We start from the raw sequence: 20,051 nt of genomic DNA on the forward strand, positions 1-20,051 counted from the left end.
CTCCCGTTCCCCTCCCGTCCCCAGCCGAGAAGTGGGTATCCCCGCCATGCCATCCCAGACATCTCCGACATCACCGGCATCCCCGACGTCCCGGCCGGCCGGCGGCATCGGCCGCGTCATCAGCGCCAGCCTCATCGGCACCACCATCGAGTGGTACGACTTCTTCCTCTACGGCTCCGCCGCCGCGCTCGTCTTCAACAAGCTGTTCTTCCCCAGCAGCGAACCGCTCGTCGGCACCCTCCTGGCGTTCCTCACCTACGCGATCGGGTTCGCGGCCCGCCCGCTCGGCGGCCTGGTCTTCGGCCACTACGGGGACAAGATCGGCCGCAAGAAGCTCCTCGTGCTCAGCCTCCTCATGATGGGCGGCGCCACCTTCGCCATGGGCCTGCTGCCCACCCACGCGAGCATCGGCGTCGGCGCACCGATCCTGCTGACCGTACTGCGCCTGATCCAGGGCTTCGCCCTCGGCGGCGAGTGGGGCGGCGCGGTCCTGCTGGTCTCCGAGCACGGCGACGACAAGAACCGCGGCTTCTGGGCCTCCTGGCCCCAGGCCGGCGCCCCCGGCGGCAACCTGCTCGCCACCGGCGTCCTCGCCCTGCTGGCCGCCGTCCAGTCCGACGAGGCCTTCCTCGCCTGGGGCTGGCGGATACCCTTCCTGCTCTCCGGCGTGCTCGTGGTGATCGGCCTGTGGATCAGGGTGTCGGTCTCCGAGACCCCGCTCTTCCTCGAAGCGCAGGCCAAGGCCGCCGCACAGGCCGCCGCGGGCACCGCGGGCGCGCAGAAGCCGCCCGTCGTGGAGGTGTTCCGCACGAACTGGCGGGGTGTCCTCACCGCGATCGGCACCCGCCTCGGCGAGAACATCTCGTACTACGTCATCACGGCCTTCCTGCTCGTCTACGTGACCACCCACCTGGGCCTGTCCAAGAGCGACGGCCTGAACGCCGTGCTGATCGGCTCGGCCGTCCACTTCGTCACCATCCCGCTGTGGGGCGCGCTGTCCGACCGCATCGGCCGCCGCCCGGTCACGCTCATCGGCTCGCTCGGCATGACTGGCTGGGCCTTCGCCTTCTTCGCGATGCTCGACTCCAAGTCCTTCCCGGCCATCGCCGCCGCCGTCACGATCGGGCTGCTCTTCCACGGCGCGATGTACGGACCCCAGGCGGCCTTCATCTCCGAGATGTTCGACACCAAGGTCCGCTACTCCGGCGCCTCGATGGGATCCCAGCTCGCCTCCATCATCGGCGGCGCCCTCGCCCCGATCATCGCGGTGGCCCTGCTCGACGACTACGGCTCCTCGCTCCCGATCTCGATCTACCTCGCGGCGGCCGCGCTCATCACGAGCGCGACCGTCCTCGCCGCCCGGGAGACGCGCGGGCGTAACCTGGCCGGGCCGTACGGCGGGGCCCCGGCCCCGGTCCCCGGCGGCCGCCGGGCCGGGGCCGACGCCGAGCTGACGTCCCCCGGCACCTAGCAAGGCACCGCACCGCCGGCCGCCGCCCCGTCGTCAGCGGCGGCGGCCGGCCCCGTACCACGGAGAGCCCACATGCCCACCACCGCGAAGAGCCCCGGCGACGGCCAGGCGTGGACCGTCCTGCGCCGGCTGCTGGACCTGCTCGCCGAGGGCGCGCCCGCCGAACGCTTCGCGGAGCCGGCCGAGGCCGCCCGGCAGACGGGCCTCTCCCCGGCGCGGGCACAGGAGATGGCCGAGGCCACCCAGGTCGCACTCGCCATCCGCCGCACGCTCAGCCAGCACCGCCGCCGCGAGGCCGAACTGGCCGCCCTCTTCGACACCGCCGGAGACCTCGCGGCGCTGCGCGACCCCGACGCCGTCCTGCGGGCCATCGTCCACCGGGCCAAACTCCTCCTCGGTACGGACGTCACCTACCTGTCCCTCAACGACGACGAGGCCGGCGACACCTACATGCGGGTGACCGACGGCTCCGTCTCCGCCGCCTTCCAGCAGGTGCGCCTGGGCATGGGGGAGGGCCTGGGCGGCCTGGTCGCCGAGACGGCCCGCCCCTACACCACCGGCGACTACCGCGACGACCCGCGGTTCAAGCACACCGCCACCATCGACAGCGCCGTCGCGGAAGAGGGCCTGCGGGCCATCCTCGGGGTGCCGCTGCGCCTGGGCACCCGCGTGATCGGGGTCCTGTACGCCGCCGACCGCACCGCCCGGGCCTTCACACCGGACGAGGTCGCCCTGCTGGCCTCGCTCGCCGACCACGCCGCCATCGCCATCGACAGCGCCCGGCTCCTCGAGGAGACCCGTACCGCACTGGTCGACCTCAACGCGGCCTCCCAGACGATCGAGGCCCACAGCCGGGCCATGCGGCGCGCCGAGGACGCCCACGACCGGCTGACCGACCTGGTGCTGCGCGGGGCGGGCATCACGGAGGTGGCCACCGCCATCGGCACCGTCCTGCAGGGCGGCACGCTCATCCACGACGCCGACGGAACCGAACTCGCCCGGGCGGGCGCGGACCCGCAGCCCCCGCCGCCGCAGGCCGTGGCCGCCTCCCGGGCGGGCGGCCGCGCGGTCCCGGTCCAGGGCACCTGGGTGTGCGCGGTCCTGGCCGGACACGAACTCCTCGGCAGCATCGCCCTGACCGGCCGCCCCGACCTCGACGACGCCGACCGCAGGCTCTTCGAACGGGCCAGCGTCGTCACCGCCCTGCTGCTGCTCCTGCGCCGCTCGGTCGCCGAGACCGAGGACCGCGTACGGGGCGAACTGCTGGGCGACCTGCTCACCCGGGCCGCCGACCCGGCCGGCCTGTCGGCCCGGGCCCGCCGCCTCGGCGTGAACCTGGGCCAGCCGCACGCGGTGTTCGTCCTGCACGCCGACACCGTTCCCCGCCCGCGGCTGCTGGCCGCGGCGGCACGCACCGCGCGGGCGCGCAAGGGGCTGGCCGGTCAGCACCACGACGACGTGGTCCTCATCTGCCCCTCCGACGACCCCAGTGCCCGCGCCGCCGCCCTCGCGGCCGAACTGGGCCAGGCGGCGGCCGCCCCGGTCACCGTCGGGGCGGCGGGACGTCCGGTGACCGGCCCGCCGGAATTCGCCGAGGCGTACGCGCAGGCGCGCCGCTGCCTGGCGGCCCTGCACGCCCTGGGCCGCCGGGGGACCGGGGCCGCCCTCGCGGACCTGGGCTTCGTCGGCCTCCTGCTGGGCGAGCAGACGGACCTGGGCGGCTACGTACGGCAGACCCTGGGCCCGCTGCTGGACTACGACGAGAAGCGCGGCACCGACCTCACCCACACCCTGCGGACCTACTTCGCGCTCGGCATGAGCCAGGCCAAGACCCGGGCGGCGCTCCACGTCCACGTCAACACGGTGGTGCAGCGCCTGGACCGCATCGGTCGGCTCCTGGGCCGTGACTGGCACCTTCCGGAGCGGGCACTGGAACTCCAACTGGCCCTGCGCATCCACCAGGTGTCGGCGCCCGGCGGAGCGCCGGACGGCATCCCGGCGGGACCGCCGCCCCGGCTCCCGGGGCAGGCCCCGCCGTAGGCCGCGGCCCGCGGACGTGCGCGAACCCGCTGATACCGATTCGGTTGCGACCGCCATCCGGCTCGTACCCGACCCGCTCGTGCGGCAGTTGCAGAGACATGGAAGCCACCACCCCAGAGACGTACGCGGTGCTCGACGGCGCGTACTGGCTCGACGCCACCGACGGTGACCGCGCCGCCTGCGTCCACTGCGCGCTCCTGCGCCGGAGCCCCGCGCCCGCTGCCCCGGAGGAGCCGGGGCACGACGAGGCGTCCGGCCGGGACGGCGACGACGGGGGCGACGGCGACGACGGGGGCGACGGCGACGACGGGGGTGGCGGGGGTGGCGGCCAGGACGGCGAGGAAGGGCGGCTGCTGGACCGGCTCCAGACCGCCATCACCAGCGGGAACGCGAGCAGGCTGCGGGCCGTCATGCTCACCTGCTCGGTCGGTACCGTCATCGTGGGAGCGGCCGCGGCGCTGCGCCGCTGAGCGGGGAACGGCTTTGATCGACAGCGGTGTTGCTGCCTAGCATGTGCACGCCACACGAATCTCGCGTGCCCAGCCCGACGAAAGCACCCCATGCGCATCAAGCGGACCCTCACCGCAGCCGTTCTCCTCGCCTCCCTCACCACCCTCGCGGCCTGCGAGGACGCCCAGCCCGGCCGGTCGGCGACGGTGCCGCCGGGCGTCGCAGGCCCGTCGGCGCCGGCGCCCTCCTCGCTGGCCGAGGCGCAGAAGTACGTCCAGCGGTACGCGTCGTGCGAGGAGATGGGCACCGAGACCGGCGACAGCAGGCTGCCGCTGACCGACCTCGCGACGGTCGGCACGTGGTCGGTGACCGAGCGCGGGGTGTGCACCGACCGCACCGAGCGCGGCGAGATCGTCTTCTACACGGCCTCGGACATGAAGGAGTTCCAGGCGGGCTACAAGCAGCGCGTCATGGACAAGATCGCCGGGGGCAACGGGACGTACGGCCTGAACAGCCGGGTGTTCGTGGGCCGGCACTTCGCCGTCACGCCGACCGAGACCAAGACGGCCCTGGCCCTGGCCACGTCGGACCTGCGCATCCTCACCTGCAACCCGACCTTCGCCGTGCCCGAGGGGTACAAGAAGGAGAAGGCGCTGGTCGAGGGCTGCGTGCTCAGCGACTTCGTCGGGAGCACGGACGGCAGCGGCAGCCCGAACTTCGAGACCCCGCAGGAGGATCCGGCCGCGGGCGGGGCGCCGGCCAAGCCGGGGCAGCCGGCGCAGGGCAGCCTCGGCCTGCCCCGGGCCGAGAACCTCGGCGAGCTGAAGAAGCTCGTGCACCCGCACACCGTCGACTGCACGAACATGTCCACCGCTCCCGACGCGGTCGCCGTCGAGTCCATCGACTACACGCCGGTCGTGGCGGGGGACCAGCTGGCGTGGGGGATCAAGGAACGCGCGATCTGCGGGGACCTGGCGGGGGACCGGCGGGCCCACGACCTGAACTGGCTCGACCTCGTGCGCGACATGAAACTGCTGCAGACCAAGGCGAAGGCCGCCCAGCAGGCCGACCTGAAGGACGACGGCCGCCTGAAGGCCACCGCCAGCCGGCTGCTGGTCGGCGAGAACATCGCCGTGGAGACCAACAGCGCCTCGATCCGGCACGGCCTCTACCAGCTCCAGTTCCTGACCTTGAACTGCGCGCCGGGATTCAGCGCCCCGGCGGGCTACCGGCTGGAGAAGTCCCAGGTCGAGGGCTGCGTCCTGACCAACTACGAGGGCTGAGGACCGGCGCCGCCCCTTCGAGCCCCGCGCCGCCCCCGCACGGGCGCACGGTGGATCGCGGACCGCCCGGCCGGCCGTACACTCGGCCCATGGGTCGCACACGTTTGACGAGGGAGTGCCCGCCGCCGCGGGCCGCCTCCGCGTTGTGCCCGGCCGCCGCGCAGTCGGCCGCCGCCGTCGGCCCGGACACCGCGGCCGATGCCGTGGTCGAGGTGCCCGAGACGCGCCGTACCGCTCTGCACGGCCACGGCTAGCGATCTTCCGCGGCCCCGCGCCGGCCCCCGTGGCCGGTGCGCCGCTCTTCGCGTACGTCCGCCGCGCCTTCCCTTCCCCCGCCGGGACGACTGCCACGTCCGTCGGCCCCGCCGGCTCCGGTACCGGGAGGACGGACGGACGAAGCCACCACCGCGGTCTCCGGCGTGCCGTCGCAGACCGTCGCCCGGCAGCGGCCCGCACGACCGGGGCCGAGCCGCCTCGAAGGGATCTTTGTGAAGCTGAGCGATTTGCTGGCCGGGCAGGAGCACCACGTCCTCCGGGGTGACCCGGACAAGACGCGCGTCACCGCCGGAATCACCTTCGACGTGGAGCGGGTGCTGCCGGGGTCGGTCTTCGTCGCGGTACCCGGCCACGAGGAGGGCGGCCCCGTCTCGGTGCCGGCCGCCCTCGCGAGGGGCGCCGCCGCGGTGCTCGTCGACGGCGGGGCGGTCGACCACCCCGAACCGACGTGGCCCCCGGGCGCCTGCGCCGTACGGGTGCCGGACACCCGGAAGGCCGCCGCCGTCGTGGCCTCCCGCTACTTCGGCGAACCGGGACGGCAGATGGACATGGTGGCGATCACCGGCACCAACGGCAAGACCTCGATGTCGTACATGGTCGAATCCGTCCTGCGCATCGCGGAGGGCGCGAAGGTCGGGGTGATCGGGACGGCCGGCAGCCGGATCGGCGACGAGCTCATCCCGATGCCGCGGTCCGTGCTGACCACGCCGGAATCACCGGACCTCCAGTACCTCCTCGGATACATGCGCGACCGCGGGACGGGGAGCGTCGTGCTCGAGGCCACCTCGATGGCCCTGCAGACCCACCGCGTGGACCGGACCTTCATCGACGTCGGCGTCTTCACCAACCTGACGCAGGACCATCTGGACGATCACGGAACGATGGCGAACTACCGCGATGCCAAGCTGCGCCTGTTCCAGGGGCTGTGCCGGCGCGCGGTGGTGAACGTGGACGACCCCGTCGGCGCCCGGATCCCGGCGATGATGCCGGGCGCCGTGACCACGTACGCCCTGGACGCCCCCGCGGACTACCGGGCCACCGACCTCGTCGTGAGCGACTCCGGCACCCGGTTCACCCTGCACCACGACGGGCGCGCCTACCCGGCCTCGATCCCCGTCCCCGGCCGGTTCTCGGTGTCCAACGCCCTGGGCACCCTCGCGGCCTGCCACCTGCTGGGCCACGACATGGGCCCCCTGGTCGCCGCCCTGGACCGGATGCCGCCCGTCCCCGGCCGGTTCGAGCGCTTCCGGACCCCGCACGGCACCTCGGTGGTCGTCGACTACGCGCACTCGCCGGACTCCCTGGACAAGGTCCTCACCACGATCCGGGGGTTCGCGCGCGGTCGGGTCATCACCGTCTTCGGCTGCGGCGGGGACCGGGACACGACCAAGCGCGCCGAGATGGGGAGCATCGCCGGCACCCACTCCGACCTGTGCGTCCTCACCTCGGACAACCCCCGCCACGAGGACCCCGAGGCCATCTTGGACCAGATCACCCCGGGCCTCGCGGCGACCGGCACGCCGTTCGAGCGGTTCGCCGACCGCCGGGAGGCGATCGCGTTCGCCCTGTCCGCGGCGGGCCCCGGCGACACGGTGCTGGTCGCCGGCAAGGGGAGCGAGCCGCACCAGATCGTCGGCGGGGAGCTGATCCCCTTCAGCGACATGGCCACCGTGCGCGAACTGGCCCACGCCGGGTGAGGCCGCGCGGCTACTCGAAGCGGTCGGTGTCGCCCGCCCCGGCGCGGACGATCTCGGCCTCGCCGCTGGAGTAGTCGATGACGGTGGTGGGCCTGGTCCCGCAGTCACCCGAGTCGAGGACGGCGTCCACCAGGTGCTCGAGGCGTTCCTTGATCTCCCACCCCTGCGTCATGGGCTCGTCCTCGTCGGGCAGCAGCAGGGTGCTGGAGAGCAGGGGCTCGCCGAGCTCGGCGAGCAGCGCCTGGGTGACGGCGTGGTCGGGGATCCGTACCCCGACCGTCTTCTTCTTCGGGTGCATCAGCTGGCGCGGCACCTCGTTCGTCGCCCGGAGGATGAAGGTGTACGGGCCCGGAGTCGACGCCTTGATCGCGCGGAACACGTCGTTGTCGATGTGGACGAACTGACCCAGCTGCGCGAAGTTCTGGCAGACGAGGGTGAAGTGGTGCCGCTCGTCCAGGTTCCGGATCGACCGGATCCGGGCCATGCCCTCGCGGTTGCCCAGCTGGCAGCCCAGTGCGAAGCACGAGTCCGTGGGGTACGCGACGAGCGCGCCGGAGCGGATGCTGTCCGCCACGCTGCCGATCGTGCGCGGCTGGGGGTTCTCGGGGTGCACATCGAAGTACTTGGCCATCCGCCGAGCCTACCCGGCACCCGGGTCACCCGGGCAGCGGCCGGGCCCGGACCCCGTGGGCGGGCGCCTGCTGGCCGCTCGACGGAAGCATGCGGACCTCGGCCTGGTCGCTGATCTCCGCCTGCACGATCCCGGTGACATCGCTGTAGACGGGGTGTCCGCCGGGGCCGGTGCGGTCCGTACGGCTGACGACGACCACGTCCTCGCCGTCCTCCGCGCCGTCGGGAAACACCAGTTCGTACCGCTCCGCATGCATCTCGTTCCCTCCGGCCGGTCCGTTCTGGCAGGTTGGGACGGCAGGCCGTCCGCCGTCTCATCATGCGGTCCGGGCGCCGGAACCGCATCGCCGCGCGGACTACGGAGGGTGATGGCGGTGCCGGAGGGGCGAAGCCATGCTAGAATGCACACCGTTGGCCTTCGGAATGCGCGCCCCGCGCATACGTCCGAAGGCTTTTTTCATGCCCACTCCCACCTCCGCGCCCGCCGTGGCGCGCGCCAGTGCCACCACCGGATACCGCGACCTGCTGCGCAGCGGCGAGTTCGCCGGACTGTTCGCCGGCTTCACCCTGACGGCCGCCGCGACCACCCTCGCGGGCTTCGCGCTCGGCACCATCGTCAACGAGCAGACCCGTTCGCCGTTCCTGACGGCCGTCAGCATGTACGGCGCCACTTTCGCGACGGTGCTCGGCGCCCTGACCCTGATGTCCGTCGCGGACGGGAAACGCCCGCGGCGCACCCTGGTCGTGCTCCAGCTGCTGTCGCTGGCGGGTGTGGCGGTCCAGGCCGTGCCCGGCCTGCCGCTCGCCTTCCGGTTCGCCGCCCTGCTGGTGCTCGGCTTCTTCCAGTCCCTGGGCACCGGCACCCGGATGGGGCTGCTCGCCGAGGTGGTACCCGACTCCGCCTACGCACTGGCCCGCTCCCTGATGAACATCACCGCGGGAGGCACGGCGATCCTCGGCTACGCGTCCGGCGCCGTACTCCTGCGGTTCCTGACCCCGCAGGGGGTCTTCGTGGTGGCCGCCGCCTTGACCGCGCTCGCGCTGGCCGTGGTGGCGGCCACCGTGCGGGAGCACTCGATCCGCCTCACCCGCCGCCCCGGAATGCGGCAGACCTGGACCACCAACGCCGCCCTGTTCGCCGATCCCGGCCGACGCCTGCTGCTGCTCAACCTGTGGGTCCCCAACGGCCTGGTCGTCGGCTGCGAGGCACTGTTCATCTCCTACGACCCCGGCCATGCCGGGACCTTCCTCGCCGCCGGCGCGGCGGGCATGCTCCTTGGCGACCTGACCGTCGGCCGCCTGCTCGGCGCCGAGCGCCGGCGCCGCTGCGCCTTCGCCCTGCGGCTGCTGCTCGCCGTTCCGTACCTGCTCTTCGCGCTGGAGCCGCCGGTCCTGCTCGGGGTGGTCGCGGTGTTCGTCGCCGGCGCCGGGTTCGCGGCCACCCTGCCCCTGCAGGAACGGCTGCTCGAACTGACCCCGGGCCCGGTCCGGGGCCAGGTCCAGGGCGTGGAGGCGGCGGGCCGGATGACCTGGCAGGGCATCGGCGCCGCGATCGCGGGCGGCGCCGCCCAGTACCTGGGGCCCGGCATCGCGATCACCGCCGTGGCGGCCGTCTCGGTGGCGGTCACGCTCGCCTCCGCGGGCGCCGGCACGCGTCAGGCGAAGAGCCAGCGCGTCTGACTGTAGCCGCCCTTGCCGAAGCCGAACGCGGTGCGCGGGGCCACCTCGAAGACCAGGGCCTCGCCCGCCTCCGGACTGACGAACACGCCGTCGCCCACGTCGAAGTGCCATTCGGCGCCGTACTTCGCCTCCCAGGCGGCGGCCAGGGCGCGCAGCCGGACCGGGTCGGTCACGCGGGCCGCCTCACCCTCGACCACCAGGTCGAAGCCCTCGTGGAGGGTGTTGGTCCCGGTGGTGAGGACGACGTGGGCGTTGCGCCGGAGGTTCTTGGCCTTGCGTTCCTCCGGGCCGGTGCAGAAGTGCAGCGCGCCGTCCGCCCAGACGCCGATCAGCGGGGTGACGTGCGGCCGCGCGTCCGGACGCACGGTCGTCAGCCAGTAGAGCTCCGCCTCCGCCAGCCGGGTGACGGCCTGCGGCCACGGCACCGCGGTCGCCTGCTCGTCGCTGTAGCGCTCGTCCAGCTCGGTGCGCGGTTCCTCGTCTGGCACGGGACGTCCTCCTGACCTGGCCGGTCGCGGGGCGGGCGCGGCCCGCGCCGCGCCGCCATGGGCCCCAGGTTCACACATCGGGCCCGGCCCCGCCCGGCAGCACGCACCGGGCGGGGCCACATGGACGCGGGGGGCTGCCGGGGGCGTCAGCCGGTGGGGAAGGCGTCCGCGGTGCGGATGCGGTCGCGGATCCAGACGCCGGCCGGCTTGAGCGAACCGGTGCCGGCCCACGGGCCGTTGCCGGCGCAGGTGCCCGGCTTGAAGACGGCGCCGCTGCGGTTGTCGTCGGAGAAGTTCCAGTTGGTCCAGCTGATCTTCTTGGCGGCCATCAGGTCGAGGTACTTCTGCGTCATGGCGAAGTCGTTGGCGCCCTCACCCGCGTAGTTCTGCGTGCCGAACTCGGTGACGAACACGGGGATCCGGTCGGCGGCGCGGGAGAGGGTGTCGAGGTACTCCTCCCGGTGCGAGTACGCGTAGAAGTGGAAGGTGTACATGATGTTGGAGGCGTTCACCTGGTGGTCGACGACCTCGCTCTCGTCGGCGCCCTCGGAGACGCCGAAGGAGGACCAGGCGCGGGTGCCGACGAGAACCGGAGCGTCGGGGTCTGTGTTCCGGATCACCGGGATGATCTGCTCGGCGTAGCTCTTGACCTGGGCCCAGCTCACGCCGCTCGGCTCGTTGGCGATCTCGTAGAAGATGTTGTCCTTGGCCTTGTGGCGCGCCGCGATCGCGCTGAAGAAGGTCTTGGCGCGGGCCAGGTTGTAGTTCGGGTCGCCCGGGTCGAGCATGTGCCAGTCGACGATCACGTACATGCCCCGGGCCGTGGCCTGCTCGATCAGCGAGTGGGCGAGGTCGGTGAACTTCTGCGGGTCGGACTCGTAGCCGTCCTCCTGGACGTACGTGGAGACGCGCAGCACGTCGGCGTTCCAGTCCTTCGCGAGGGCGTCGAGCGAACCGCCGGTGAGGCACTGCGCGTACCACTGCGTGCCATGGGTGCTCATGCCGCGCAACTGGACGGGCTTGCCGTACTGGTTGCAGAGCTTGGTGCCGCAGACGGTGAGCCGGCCGTTGATGCCGACCGGGGTGGTGCCCGGCACGGGCGGGGTGGTTCCGGCGTCGACCGTGAGGTGGTCGACGTTGGGGCCGCCGCCCGCGGTCGTGGCGGTGGCCCGGATGGTGTTGGCGCCGGCCCTGAGGGCGGCGCTCAGGCTGGTGGTGGACCAGGAGGTCCAGGATCCGGTGCCGTTGAACGCCTTGTTCGACGCGACGGCGGTGCCGTTGACCGTGATGGTCATCGGCCGGTTGGAGGTGGTGCCATTGGCGTAGCGCAGGCCCAGCGCGGCGGTGCCGGCCTGGGCGGCGTTGACCGTCCACTCGACATAACTGCCGCTGATGTTGTCGTAGTTGACGAACCCGCTGCCGGTGAAGCCTGCGTGGTTGGACTCCGCCGCGCCCCGGGACATGGCGGCGCTCTCCGCCTCGTGGGTGACGGGGGCGGTCGGCGCGCCCGAGGCTCCTGGGGCGGCGGTGAGGGCGATGAGCAGGGCGCTGACGAGAGTTCCGGCTCCGGCGAGGGAGCGCAGCCGAACACGTGGGGGTCTCAAGGTGTCTCCAGCCTGTTGACGATCCGGCGATCGTAAGGAAACTTTCCTAATGGCATGGAATAGCAGCGTCCGGCCGGGCGGCACAAGACCTCGCGCACGCAATCCGTGTATGTGGAGGAACTGCCAGGAGGTACCCCGTCGTCCGCACTGCCCACCGACCTGACCGCCGTCCGGCGGTAGAAGGAGGAGAGACATGCGCCTAGCGATACCCGGAGCCCTCGCGGGCCTGGTCGCGGCGGGGCTGGCGGCCCTGCCCGCCGCGGCCGCGGCGCCCGCGGCTCCCCCCGTCCGCCCGGCCGGCCCGGTGATCGAGGTGGACACCTCGGCCGAGCTCCGCGGCGCACTGGCCTCGGCCGCCCCCGGCCAGACCATCCGGATGGCCGCCGGCGAGTACCGGGGTGCCTTCGTCGCCCGGAGGGCGGGCACCGCGGCCCAGCCGATCACCCTGGCCGGGCCGCGTACCGCGGTCCTCGTCAACGACGGCCCCTCCGGCGCCGGCCCGTCCTGCCCCGCGCCCACCGCCGGCTGGGACTCCGGCTACGGGCTGTGGCTCTACGGAGCGCCGTACTGGAACCTGACGGGCTTCACCGTCAAGGACTCCAAGAAGGGGGTGGTCATCGACGACTCCCGCCACGTGAAGGCGGACGGGCTGCACGTCCACCACGTGGACGAGGAGGGCGTGCACTTCCGCAGGTCCTCCGCCGACGGCGTGATCCGCAACTCCGTCATCGAGCACACCGGTCTGGTCCAGCCCGGCTACGGGGAGGGCGTGTACCTCGGCTCCGCCGGCTCGAACTGGGGCTGCCACGGCAACGCGGGCGGCGCGGACCGCTCCGACCGGGTGCTGGTGGAGAACAACCGCATCGGCCCCCACGTGGCCGCCGAGGCCGTCGACGTGAAGGAGGGCACCTTCGGCGGGATCATCCGCGGCAACACCTTCGACGGCCGCGGGATCACCGGGCAGAACTCCGCCGACTCGTGGGTCGACGTCAAGGGCGTCGACTACCTGATCGAGGGCAACAAGGGCACCTTCGCCCCGCCCGGCACCTTCGCCAACGGCTATGAGACGCACAACCCCGCCACCACACCGTCCTTCGCCAACGGCTGCGGCACGGTGTGGCGCGACAACGCCTCGGACCTCGGCGGGGCCGGCGCGTACGCCATCAAGATCACCTCGGTGTCCAAGTGCTCCGGCCGGCCCCACGTGGTCCATTCCTCCAACACCGTCAGACGGGCGACGAGCGGCCTGACCAACGTGCCCGTCACCCCGTGACGGGGCGACGGGCGGTCCGCGGCGGGCGCGTCACCTGATGCCGTGACGGCGCAGCGTGTACGCGAGGGCGGTGGCGTGCACCACCACCGCCCCCGCGACGCGCTGCGTCCCCTCTTCGGCCGCGGCCTCCACCGGCATCGAGCAGCTGATCCCGGCCTCGGACCAGGGCCAGTTCGGCGTGCAGCTCCGTCCGGTCGGCGACGGTGCTGGGGGTGAACGCCTTCAGCCGCGCCGGGAGGACGGCCTCCACCTCCTCGGTGGTGAGGTCGGAGAGCAGCGCCTGTCCGAGGGCGGTCAGATGCGGGCAGCCGGCGTCCCACCCGGGAGAGGGCGCGGACGTTGTGCCGCGCTGCGCGGCCGGCGAGGAAGAGCACGCAGGCGTCGTCGCGGCGGGCGAAGGGCACGGTGTGGCCGGTCTCCTGGCGCAGGTCCTCGGCGACCTCTCCGACCGGGCGCCGCTCACCGTCCGGGTCCGCAAGCCCCCGGGCTCGCCCACCGGGCAGACCCACCCCGAGCGGCTGCCCGCCCGCGTACGCGCCCCGCGTGACGCCGACGCGGTCCGCGCGGCGGTGCGCGGTACGGACGCCGTCGTCCACTCCGGCGGCGCCCCCGTCGGCAGCGAGGTCACGCCGCTCCCCGACACGTACTACGGCCTGTCCAAGGCCTTCGGGGAGAACCTGGCCTCCCTCTACGCCGACAAGTACGGCGGACCCGCACGGCGCCGGCTGGCCCGGAGGTCCGAGCACGCCGACCGGCCAGCCGCCCGGCGGGGTGGTGCCGTGCCCCAACACGGCACCACCCGGGGGTCAAGGCGTGTCAGACGTTGACGCAGGTGTTGCCGGCGGCCGGGTTGAGCGCCCCGATGATGTTGATGGAGTTGCCGCACACGTTGATCGGGATGTGGACGGGGATCTGGATCAGGTTGCCCGACAGGACACCGGGGGAGCCGGCCGCAATACCCGAGGCTTCGGCGTCGGCGGACGCGGCCGAGGCACCACCGAGGAGCGCGAAGCCGACGGCGAGGGCCAGGCCGGCACTCTTCAGGACACGCGACATGTGAAATCTCCTTGTACAGACGGCAAGCGCAGCCAGGCTGCGCGGGGCCCCGGACGGGGTCCGCATCCTTGCTTCGGCAGCCATCGCCCCGGGAGCCCGTCCCTGCCCGTCGGATTCCCCCTAAGGAGTGCGCCGGGCGGCTGCATTCGGCGGCACCGCGAACCGCCGCCCCGTGCGCTCGGGGCCGACCCGCCATCCGAGGGCCGGACGCCGGTGCGGCGGGTCACTCGCCTTTCCGGAGCGAGCGCGCAGCTGACGGCCGTTCGCGTGGATTTGCGGAGGGTCCGAAAGCGGGTGCGGGGGCCCGCCGGAATCCGGGGATACCTCTGGTGCCTCTGACCCGAGGAGAGGGAAGCGCATGAGGAATCGACTCGTACTCGCCGGAGCCGCGGTCGTGGCAAGTGCCGGCCTGTGCACCGCGGCCGTGCCCGCCATGGCCGCGCAGGCCCCCCTGAGCCTCAGCGTCGGCTGCGGTGACGTCGCCGGACTCGTCGCCGCCGTCGGGCAGGCGAACACACATCCCGACGGCGGCACGATCACTCTGGCCAAGGACTGCGCCTACCGCCTCCAGGACGACTTCGAGGACTCGGGCACCGCCCTGCCGGCCATCACCGGGAGGGTCGGCATTGTCGGAGACAACTCGACCCTGATCCGCTCGGTGCGCGACGGCCTCCCGTTCTTCCGCATCCTCACCGTCGGCGAGGGCGGCCGGCTGGCACTGAAGGGGGTCGGCGTGACCGGCGGCCGCACGGAGGGCGACGGAGCGGGCATCGCCAACGCGGGAACCCTGCGGCTGGAGGACAGCAAGGTCGTGGGCAACCAGGCGGGCGGGACCGGCGGGGGCATCGCCAACGCGGGCGGCGACGTCACACTGGTCGACAGCACGGTCCTGACCAACGTGGCCACCTCGTCGGCGGGCGAGCCGGGCTACGGCGGCGGCATCGACAACGACGCGACCGGCACCCTCACGGTCAGGCGGACCACCGTCGCCGGAAACACGGCCGACGAGGACGGCGGCGGCATCCGCAACCTCGGCACGCTGACCGTCGACCGCGCCTACATCGCGAACAACGAGGCACGTGACGGCAACGGCGGAGGCGTCGACAACCTCGGTACCGCGACGGTCAAGCAGAGCAGGATCGTCGAGAACTGGGCCGGTTTCGACGGCGCCGGCGTCCACAACGGCGAGGACGCGACGCTGGAGGCGCAGAACACGTCCTTCACCGGCAACAAGGCGGGCAACGACGGCGGCGCCGTGCACAACGAGGGCACCGCGCGGCTGAGGGACAGCAGGGTCGAGCGCAACTCGTCGGGCCGCGACGGCGGGGGCCTGAACAACGAGCAGGCGGCGGGGGCCGACACCGCGCAGCTGACGCTCGAACGGACGACCGTCTCGGGGAACCGTGCGGCCGGGGTGGGCGGCGGCATCAACAACGGGGCCGGCGCGGTCGTGACCCTCAGCCGGAGCGAGATCGTCAGGAACCTTCCCACGAACTGCGCCGGAACGGTCCCGGGCTGCTCCTGACAGGCACGTCTCGGCAGGTGGAGCACATGGAGCTGCCACGGGTGAGCGGAAGTGGTCGGATCGGTGCATGAACGATCCGTACGCCATTGACGTCCTGGCCGTATCGGCACCGGCCGGTCTCGCCGAGCGCCGGGCGGCCCGCCGCACGGCGGCCGCCCATGCCGCGAACGCCGAAGAGCTGGAGGTCCTCCTCGACATGCTCGGCCTGCACCCCGACCACGACTCCGCCTCCGCCGGCGGTGCGGGCGCGCCCTTGCGGCCCCAGCGGCCGTAGGAAGTGTCGTGGCAGTCGTGGCAGTCGTGGCAGTCGTGGCGGCGTACTCGGCGGGCGCCGCAGGCCGGGCCCGGGCCCGCCGAGTGCGGCACCGGCGGGGCGGGCGTCTGCCCGTCCGGGGCGGGTACCCGCCGGGAAACCGGGTCGCGTCCCGCGACCTGCGCCGATACCTTCCGTCCAGCGTGGCGAGGCACGCCGCGCGACGACGAGGGGGAACCGGGCATGGAGACACAGGGCGTGCGGACCGACCGGCTGGGCCTGCTGCTCGACCAGTTCGACATGGCCAGGGACATGGCCCGGGTGCGGCTGGCGGGCCTGGGCGACGAGGAGTACCTCTGGGAGCCGGTGGACGGCTGCTGGTCGATACGGCCCCGTGGGGAGGCGTCGACGCCCAGGGCGTACGGACCGGGCGCGTGGGTGATCGACAAGGGGGCCCCGGACATCCCGGCGAGCGAGTACGCGGAGGTCGCCCGGCAGGCCGCCGGCGGCATGACCGTCGCCAAGATCGCCGAGGACTGGAGCGTGAGCACCGAGCGGGTCGAGGAGGTCCTCGCCCACACCGGTGAGCCGGAGCCCGACGACACGCACCTCACCACCATCGCGTGGCGCCTGGGACACCTGCACTCCTGCCTGGCCGGCCAGTGGGAGTGGACCTTCGGCGAACGGCGCCGGGAGCCGAACCTGCTGGTGGACTTCACCCCGTCGGCGGCCCTGGCCCTCGAGCGGTTCTGGGAGCTGATGGACCGCTGGCGCGGCAGCGTCGCCGCACTCACCGAGGAGCAGCTCGACACGGTCGGCCTTTCGCAGTACCCGTACGGCTCCGACCCCGACGACCCGTTCATCACCGTGCTGGCGGGGGCCAACGTCGAGTTCATCCACCACATGGCCGAGATCGGGGTGCTCCGCGACCTGTGGCGGGCCCGCCGCGCCTCCGTCGGGTAGGCCCCCGGACGCTCCGTGAAGGCGCCCGGGGTCAGCGGACGGGGCCGCCGGACTGGAGGTCGCGGAGCAGGGCGCGTTCGACCGGGGTGAAGGGGACGTCGGGGCGCAGGCGTTCGGGGTGGCCCGGTGGCGGGCAGTCGAGCCGGACCGGGCCGGGCTGGTGCTCGGCGCGGGCGATCTCCCCGTTCAGGTGGAGGGTGCCGAAGGAGACCAGGCTGTCCCACACCACGCCCGCCCACCGCCGCGTGAAGGAAGGCCGCCTGCCGGGTCGCATGTCCACTGTCACCTCATCCGTCGGAACGATCATGCTCCGGGAGATGCTTCCGGCCGGCGCTGGGCCCCCGCTCGACATCGGCTCGGGACGAGCTCGGGTCCGGCCGGAGCCGCCCGTTGTCGGCTCGGCTGCCCGCCCGGCCCGCTGTGGCCCGCCCGGCCCGCACGGCCCGCGCAGTCCTCACAGCAGGGCCAGCAGCGCCGTCCGGTCGGTCTTGCCGTTGGCGGTGACGGGCAGGGCGGGGACCGACCTGACCTCCTGCGGCACCATGTAGGCGGGCAGCGCGTCGGCACAGAAGGCGCGCACCCGAGCGGCGTCCGGGGCGTCGGCGGCGGCCGTACCCGGCTCGGGCACGACGAAGGCGCACAGCACCGCTCCCTCGGTGCCCCGCTCCTCGGCGAACACCGCCGCCGCGGCCGCCCCGGGCAGCTCCAGCAGCCGGCGTTCGACCTCCCCGAGCTCCACGCGGTTGCCGCGGATCTGCACCTGCGAGTCGGTCCGCCCCTTCAGCCGGAAGGCGCCGGCCGGGTCGCGGTAGGCGAGGTCCCCGGTGCGCAGGAGCCGCTGCCCGGAGCGCGGCTCCAGCGGATCGGGCGCCAGCGCCGCGCCGGTGGCCTCCGGGTCGCCCCAGTACCCCGAGAACAGCGCGGGGGTCCGCAGCAGGATCTCCCCGGTGACGTACGGCTCGTCGACGACCCGGCCGTCCGCGTCGACCAGCAGCATCTCCGCGCCGGGGTGCGCGACGCCGATGGACAGGTCCGTCTCGTCCGCGGGCAGCGGCCGGGGCACCTCCTCGAAGGAGGCGGCCATGGACTCGGTGCTGCCGTAGCAGTTGACGATCCGCAGGTCGGGCCGGAGCTCCTGGAGGCGGCGCAGCTGCGGCAGGGGGAACTTCTCGCCGCAGAACAGGATCGTGCGCAGCGAGCCGAGCGCCGCGAGCCGGTCGGCGTCGCGGCGCAGTACGGAAGTCCACAGCGACGGCACGCCGTTGACCTGGGTGACGCCAGCTCCGCGCAGTGCGGACAGGAAGCGCCGGGGCCAGCGGACCACCTCGGGCTTGAGGGGTACCACGGCGGCGCCGGCGCCCAGGGCCATGCCGAAGTTCAGCAGCGAGAAGTCGAACTGCAGGGGCGAGGTGGAGGCCACCCGGTCGTGCTCGGTGACCAGCCGTGCGGCCCGCATGCCGCGGTAGAACGCCACGACGGCCCGGTGGCTCATCACCACGCCCTTGGGCCGACCCGTGGTGCCCGAGGTGAAGATGATGTACGCCGGGTCGGTCACCGACCGCTCGGTGCGCTGCCGGGGCCGGGGCGCGGGCACCCGCTCGGCCTCCACTCCGGCCGAGGTGAAGGTGGCCGTGCCCGTGCCCGCGGGGAGTTCGGTGCCGGGGATCCCGGCATCGCGCAGGTGCAGCACCGGATCCGTCGCGGCGACGATCGACAGCAGCCGCTCCCGGGGGGTCTGCGGGCTGACCGGGATGAAGGCCGCGCCCAGCGCGGAGCAGGCGAGCAGCGCGGCCAGCGCGGCGGCGGAGGAGTCCGCCTCCAGGACGACGCGGTCGCCGACGCCGACCCCCAGGGCGGAGAGCCCGTCGCCGAGGGCGTCCGCCGCCGTGGCCAGTTCCCGGTAGGTGGTCTCCCGTGTGCCGCTATCGGCCGGCTCGATGACGGCCGGCCGGTCGGGGAATGTCGCGGCGGCCGCGAGAAGGAATTCGTGCAGGAATTCCGCAGGTGAAGCGCCGTACAGCGGGGACAGCTGGTCGCCGTGGTCCATGTCGGGTCTCCCATTCGTCCTCACAGTGCGTCAATTGCCGCACTGGACATGCTTCAACAGGTTGTGTAATCGTCTCTCCAGTGGCGGAAAAAAGTTTCCGCAATGCAGAATTATCGATGCTCTTTCGAGGATTCCCGGAGTTTCGGTCGAATTCCGCTGGAGGTCGGCTAGAGAAGCGCTGGAAAACCATTCGAATAACACCGGAACTGGAGGTCGGTCCCCAAATGTTTCAGGCCATTCCGCTTTCGCTGGGCCAGCTGTCGGTCTGGCACGACATCCGGGATCTGCCCCCGGCCAGACGCCATGAGCCCAACAACGCCGCCGTGTGGGACCTCCCCGCCGGCGCCGGCGTGCGCGAGGTGCGCGGCGCCCTCGGCGCGCTGGCCCGCCGGCACCCCTCGCTGCGCACCCGCTACGACCTGACCGACCCCGACGCGCCGCGCCAGCTGCCGGCCGACGAGACCGCCACCGCCGTGCTCGACCAGGCCGAGGCCGACCCGGGCGACCCGGGCCGGGCCGACGCCGTCGCCGCCGAACTCGCCGCCCTCCCCTTCGACCTCGGCTCCGAACACGGCTGGCGGGCACGCGTGTTGACCCATGGTGACACCGCCCGCGCCCTGGTCTTCGTCAAGCACCACATCGTCGCCGACGCCTGGGCGCAGGAACTGCTCCGCGTCCAGCTGTCCCAGGCCCTCGCCCGCACCGCCCCCGCTGCCGCCGCCGCGGCCCCGGCGCCCGGCCCGGCCGAGCTCGCCGCCGAGCAGTTCTCCGAGGCCGGGCTGGGCCGGCAGGCCGCGGCCCTGCGGCACTGGGAGCGGCTGCACACCGAGACGCCGCGCACCGCCCTCCCGCACCGGCCCGCCGACCGGGGCACCGCCCTGCAGGCCACCCTCCGCTCCGGCCCCGCCCTGTCCGCCGCCCGCGTACTCGCCGACCGCGCCGGGGTCTCCGTGGCCTGCGTGGTGCTCGCCGCCTACGCCCGCTCCGTGGCCCGGCTGTGCGCCGACGGCCAGGACGAACCGCAGTCCCTGACCGTCCAGTTGATGAGCGCCAACCGGTTCACGCCCCGCTGGAAGGGCCTGGTCACCTCCATGAACCAGTGGGCGCCCGCCCTGCTTCCGCTGCCGCCCGCCACCAGCCTCGTCGGCCTCGCCCGCGACGCCCACTGGAGCAGCCTCACGGCCTTCCGGCACGGCATGCACGACGTCACCGCCGTGGCCCGGCTCCGTGACCGGGCCGCCGCCCCCGAACCCACCTGCGCCTACAACTTCGTAGCCCTCCCCGACGGCGCCCGTGCCGCGGACACCGACGCCGC

Annotated in this window: 19 protein-coding genes and 2 pseudogenes; 13 read left to right on the top strand and 8 right to left on the bottom strand. The window is 73.3% G+C overall.

What is annotated here, in order from left to right; genetic code table 11:
* The first annotated feature begins 46 nt into the window (after nucleotides 1-46).
* The 6 genes from AB0D66_RS22625 to AB0D66_RS22650 all read left to right on the top strand — a co-directional run bounded on the left by AB0D66_RS22625 (nucleotide 47) and on the right by AB0D66_RS22650 (nucleotide 7,217).
* Nucleotides 47-1,471: an MFS transporter gene (locus AB0D66_RS22625; RefSeq protein ID WP_362306286.1), complete on the top strand. Its 1,425-nt coding sequence runs from the start codon at nucleotides 47-49 to the stop codon at nucleotides 1,469-1,471.
* Between the two features lie 72 nt (nucleotides 1,472-1,543).
* Entirely contained in the window at nucleotides 1,544-3,511 is a 1,968-nt protein-coding gene (locus tag AB0D66_RS22630; RefSeq protein WP_362306289.1) for a GAF domain-containing protein, read from the top strand.
* Nucleotides 3,512-3,609: 98 nt separating this feature from the next.
* Nucleotides 3,610-3,981, top strand: coding sequence for a hypothetical protein (locus AB0D66_RS22635; RefSeq protein WP_362306292.1), 372 nt, complete (start codon nucleotides 3,610-3,612; stop codon nucleotides 3,979-3,981).
* A gap of 90 nt (nucleotides 3,982-4,071) precedes the next feature.
* Nucleotides 4,072-5,244 (top strand): hypothetical protein, encoded by a 1,173-nt coding sequence (locus AB0D66_RS22640; protein WP_362306295.1) that lies wholly within the window; start codon nucleotides 4,072-4,074, stop codon nucleotides 5,242-5,244.
* Nucleotides 5,245-5,333: 89 nt separating this feature from the next.
* Nucleotides 5,334-5,498, top strand: a complete 165-nt coding sequence (locus AB0D66_RS22645) for a hypothetical protein (RefSeq protein ID WP_362306298.1) — start codon at nucleotides 5,334-5,336, stop codon at nucleotides 5,496-5,498.
* Between the two features lie 234 nt (nucleotides 5,499-5,732).
* A complete protein-coding gene (locus AB0D66_RS22650; protein WP_362306301.1) occupies nucleotides 5,733-7,217 on the top strand; it encodes a UDP-N-acetylmuramoyl-L-alanyl-D-glutamate--2,6-diaminopimelate ligase in 1,485 nt (494 codons plus the stop codon).
* 10 nt (nucleotides 7,218-7,227) lie between these two features.
* On the opposite strand, the gene AB0D66_RS22655 is transcribed toward AB0D66_RS22650, so the two are convergent.
* Both AB0D66_RS22655 and AB0D66_RS22660 read right to left on the bottom strand, forming a co-directional pair.
* Nucleotides 7,228-7,848, bottom strand: a complete 621-nt coding sequence (locus AB0D66_RS22655; protein WP_362306304.1) for an L-threonylcarbamoyladenylate synthase — start codon at nucleotides 7,846-7,848, stop codon at nucleotides 7,228-7,230.
* Between the two features lie 25 nt (nucleotides 7,849-7,873).
* A complete protein-coding gene (locus AB0D66_RS22660; protein ID WP_362306307.1) occupies nucleotides 7,874-8,104 on the bottom strand; it encodes a DUF6296 family protein in 231 nt (76 codons plus the stop codon).
* 202 nt (nucleotides 8,105-8,306) lie between these two features.
* Here AB0D66_RS22660 and AB0D66_RS22665 point away from each other — a divergent pair, with 202 nt between their 5' ends.
* Complete coding sequence (locus AB0D66_RS22665) at nucleotides 8,307-9,527, top strand: MFS transporter (RefSeq protein WP_362306310.1); 1,221 nt, start codon at nucleotides 8,307-8,309, stop codon at nucleotides 9,525-9,527.
* On the opposite strand, the gene AB0D66_RS22670 is transcribed toward AB0D66_RS22665, so the two are convergent.
* Together AB0D66_RS22670 and AB0D66_RS22675 are read right to left on the bottom strand one after the other, a co-directional pair.
* Complete coding sequence (locus AB0D66_RS22670) at nucleotides 9,503-10,015, bottom strand: pyridoxamine 5'-phosphate oxidase family protein (RefSeq protein WP_362306313.1); 513 nt, start codon at nucleotides 10,013-10,015, stop codon at nucleotides 9,503-9,505. The two genes, AB0D66_RS22665 and AB0D66_RS22670, sit on opposite strands and share 25 nt — an antisense overlap.
* Nucleotides 10,016-10,161: 146 nt before the next feature.
* Nucleotides 10,162-11,814, bottom strand: coding sequence for a cellulase family glycosylhydrolase (locus AB0D66_RS22675; RefSeq protein WP_362306316.1), 1,653 nt, complete (start codon nucleotides 11,812-11,814; stop codon nucleotides 10,162-10,164).
* Between AB0D66_RS22675 and AB0D66_RS22680 the strand changes: the two genes are divergently transcribed.
* Entirely contained in the window at nucleotides 11,813-12,892 is a 1,080-nt protein-coding gene (locus tag AB0D66_RS22680) for a right-handed parallel beta-helix repeat-containing protein (RefSeq protein ID WP_362306320.1), read from the top strand. The genes AB0D66_RS22675 and AB0D66_RS22680 overlap by 2 nt on opposite strands.
* Before the next feature lie 196 nt (nucleotides 12,893-13,088).
* On the opposite strand, the pseudogene AB0D66_RS22685 reads toward AB0D66_RS22680, so the two are convergent.
* Nucleotides 13,089-13,388, bottom strand: a pseudogene (locus AB0D66_RS22685) (hypothetical protein); the annotation flags it as partial.
* Here AB0D66_RS22685 and AB0D66_RS22690 point away from each other — a divergent pair.
* Nucleotides 13,300-13,719, top strand: a complete 420-nt coding sequence (locus AB0D66_RS22690) for a hypothetical protein (protein WP_362306382.1) — start codon at nucleotides 13,300-13,302, stop codon at nucleotides 13,717-13,719. The pseudogene AB0D66_RS22685 and the gene AB0D66_RS22690 overlap by 89 nt on opposite strands.
* Here the strand turns inward: AB0D66_RS22690 and AB0D66_RS22695 are convergent.
* Nucleotides 13,709-13,948: a chaplin gene (locus tag AB0D66_RS22695; RefSeq protein WP_362306323.1), complete on the bottom strand. Its 240-nt coding sequence runs from the start codon at nucleotides 13,946-13,948 to the stop codon at nucleotides 13,709-13,711. The two genes, AB0D66_RS22690 and AB0D66_RS22695, sit on opposite strands and share 11 nt — an antisense overlap.
* A 358-nt stretch (nucleotides 13,949-14,306) precedes the next feature.
* On the opposite strand from AB0D66_RS22695, the gene AB0D66_RS22700 reads away from it, so the two are divergent.
* The 3 genes from AB0D66_RS22700 (at nucleotide 14,307) to AB0D66_RS22710 (ending at nucleotide 16,689) form a co-directional block, all read left to right on the top strand.
* Nucleotides 14,307-15,473: a hypothetical protein gene (locus AB0D66_RS22700; RefSeq protein ID WP_362306326.1), complete on the top strand. Its 1,167-nt coding sequence runs from the start codon at nucleotides 14,307-14,309 to the stop codon at nucleotides 15,471-15,473.
* 67 nt (nucleotides 15,474-15,540) lie between these two features.
* Complete coding sequence (locus AB0D66_RS22705) at nucleotides 15,541-15,747, top strand: hypothetical protein (RefSeq protein ID WP_362306329.1); 207 nt, start codon at nucleotides 15,541-15,543, stop codon at nucleotides 15,745-15,747.
* Between the two features lie 222 nt (nucleotides 15,748-15,969).
* Complete coding sequence (locus tag AB0D66_RS22710) at nucleotides 15,970-16,689, top strand: DinB family protein (protein WP_362306332.1); 720 nt, start codon at nucleotides 15,970-15,972, stop codon at nucleotides 16,687-16,689.
* 31 nt (nucleotides 16,690-16,720) lie between these two features.
* Here the strand turns inward: AB0D66_RS22710 and AB0D66_RS22715 are convergent, their stop codons facing one another.
* Together AB0D66_RS22715 and AB0D66_RS22720 are read right to left on the bottom strand one after the other, a co-directional pair.
* Nucleotides 16,721-16,963 (bottom strand): DUF6059 family protein, encoded by a 243-nt coding sequence (locus tag AB0D66_RS22715; protein ID WP_362306335.1) that lies wholly within the window; start codon nucleotides 16,961-16,963, stop codon nucleotides 16,721-16,723.
* 180 nt (nucleotides 16,964-17,143) lie between these two features.
* A complete protein-coding gene (locus AB0D66_RS22720) occupies nucleotides 17,144-18,736 on the bottom strand; it encodes an AMP-binding protein (protein WP_362306338.1) in 1,593 nt (530 codons plus the stop codon).
* 224 nt (nucleotides 18,737-18,960) lie between these two features.
* Here AB0D66_RS22720 and AB0D66_RS22725 point away from each other — a divergent pair.
* Nucleotides 18,961-19,710, top strand: a pseudogene (locus tag AB0D66_RS22725) (condensation domain-containing protein); the annotation flags it as partial.
* Between the last annotated feature and the right edge of the window lie 341 nt (nucleotides 19,711-20,051).

The sequence above is a fragment of the Streptomyces sp. NPDC048270 genome (assembly GCF_040652335.1).
GTDB lineage: Bacteria > Actinomycetota > Actinomycetes > Streptomycetales > Streptomycetaceae > Streptomyces.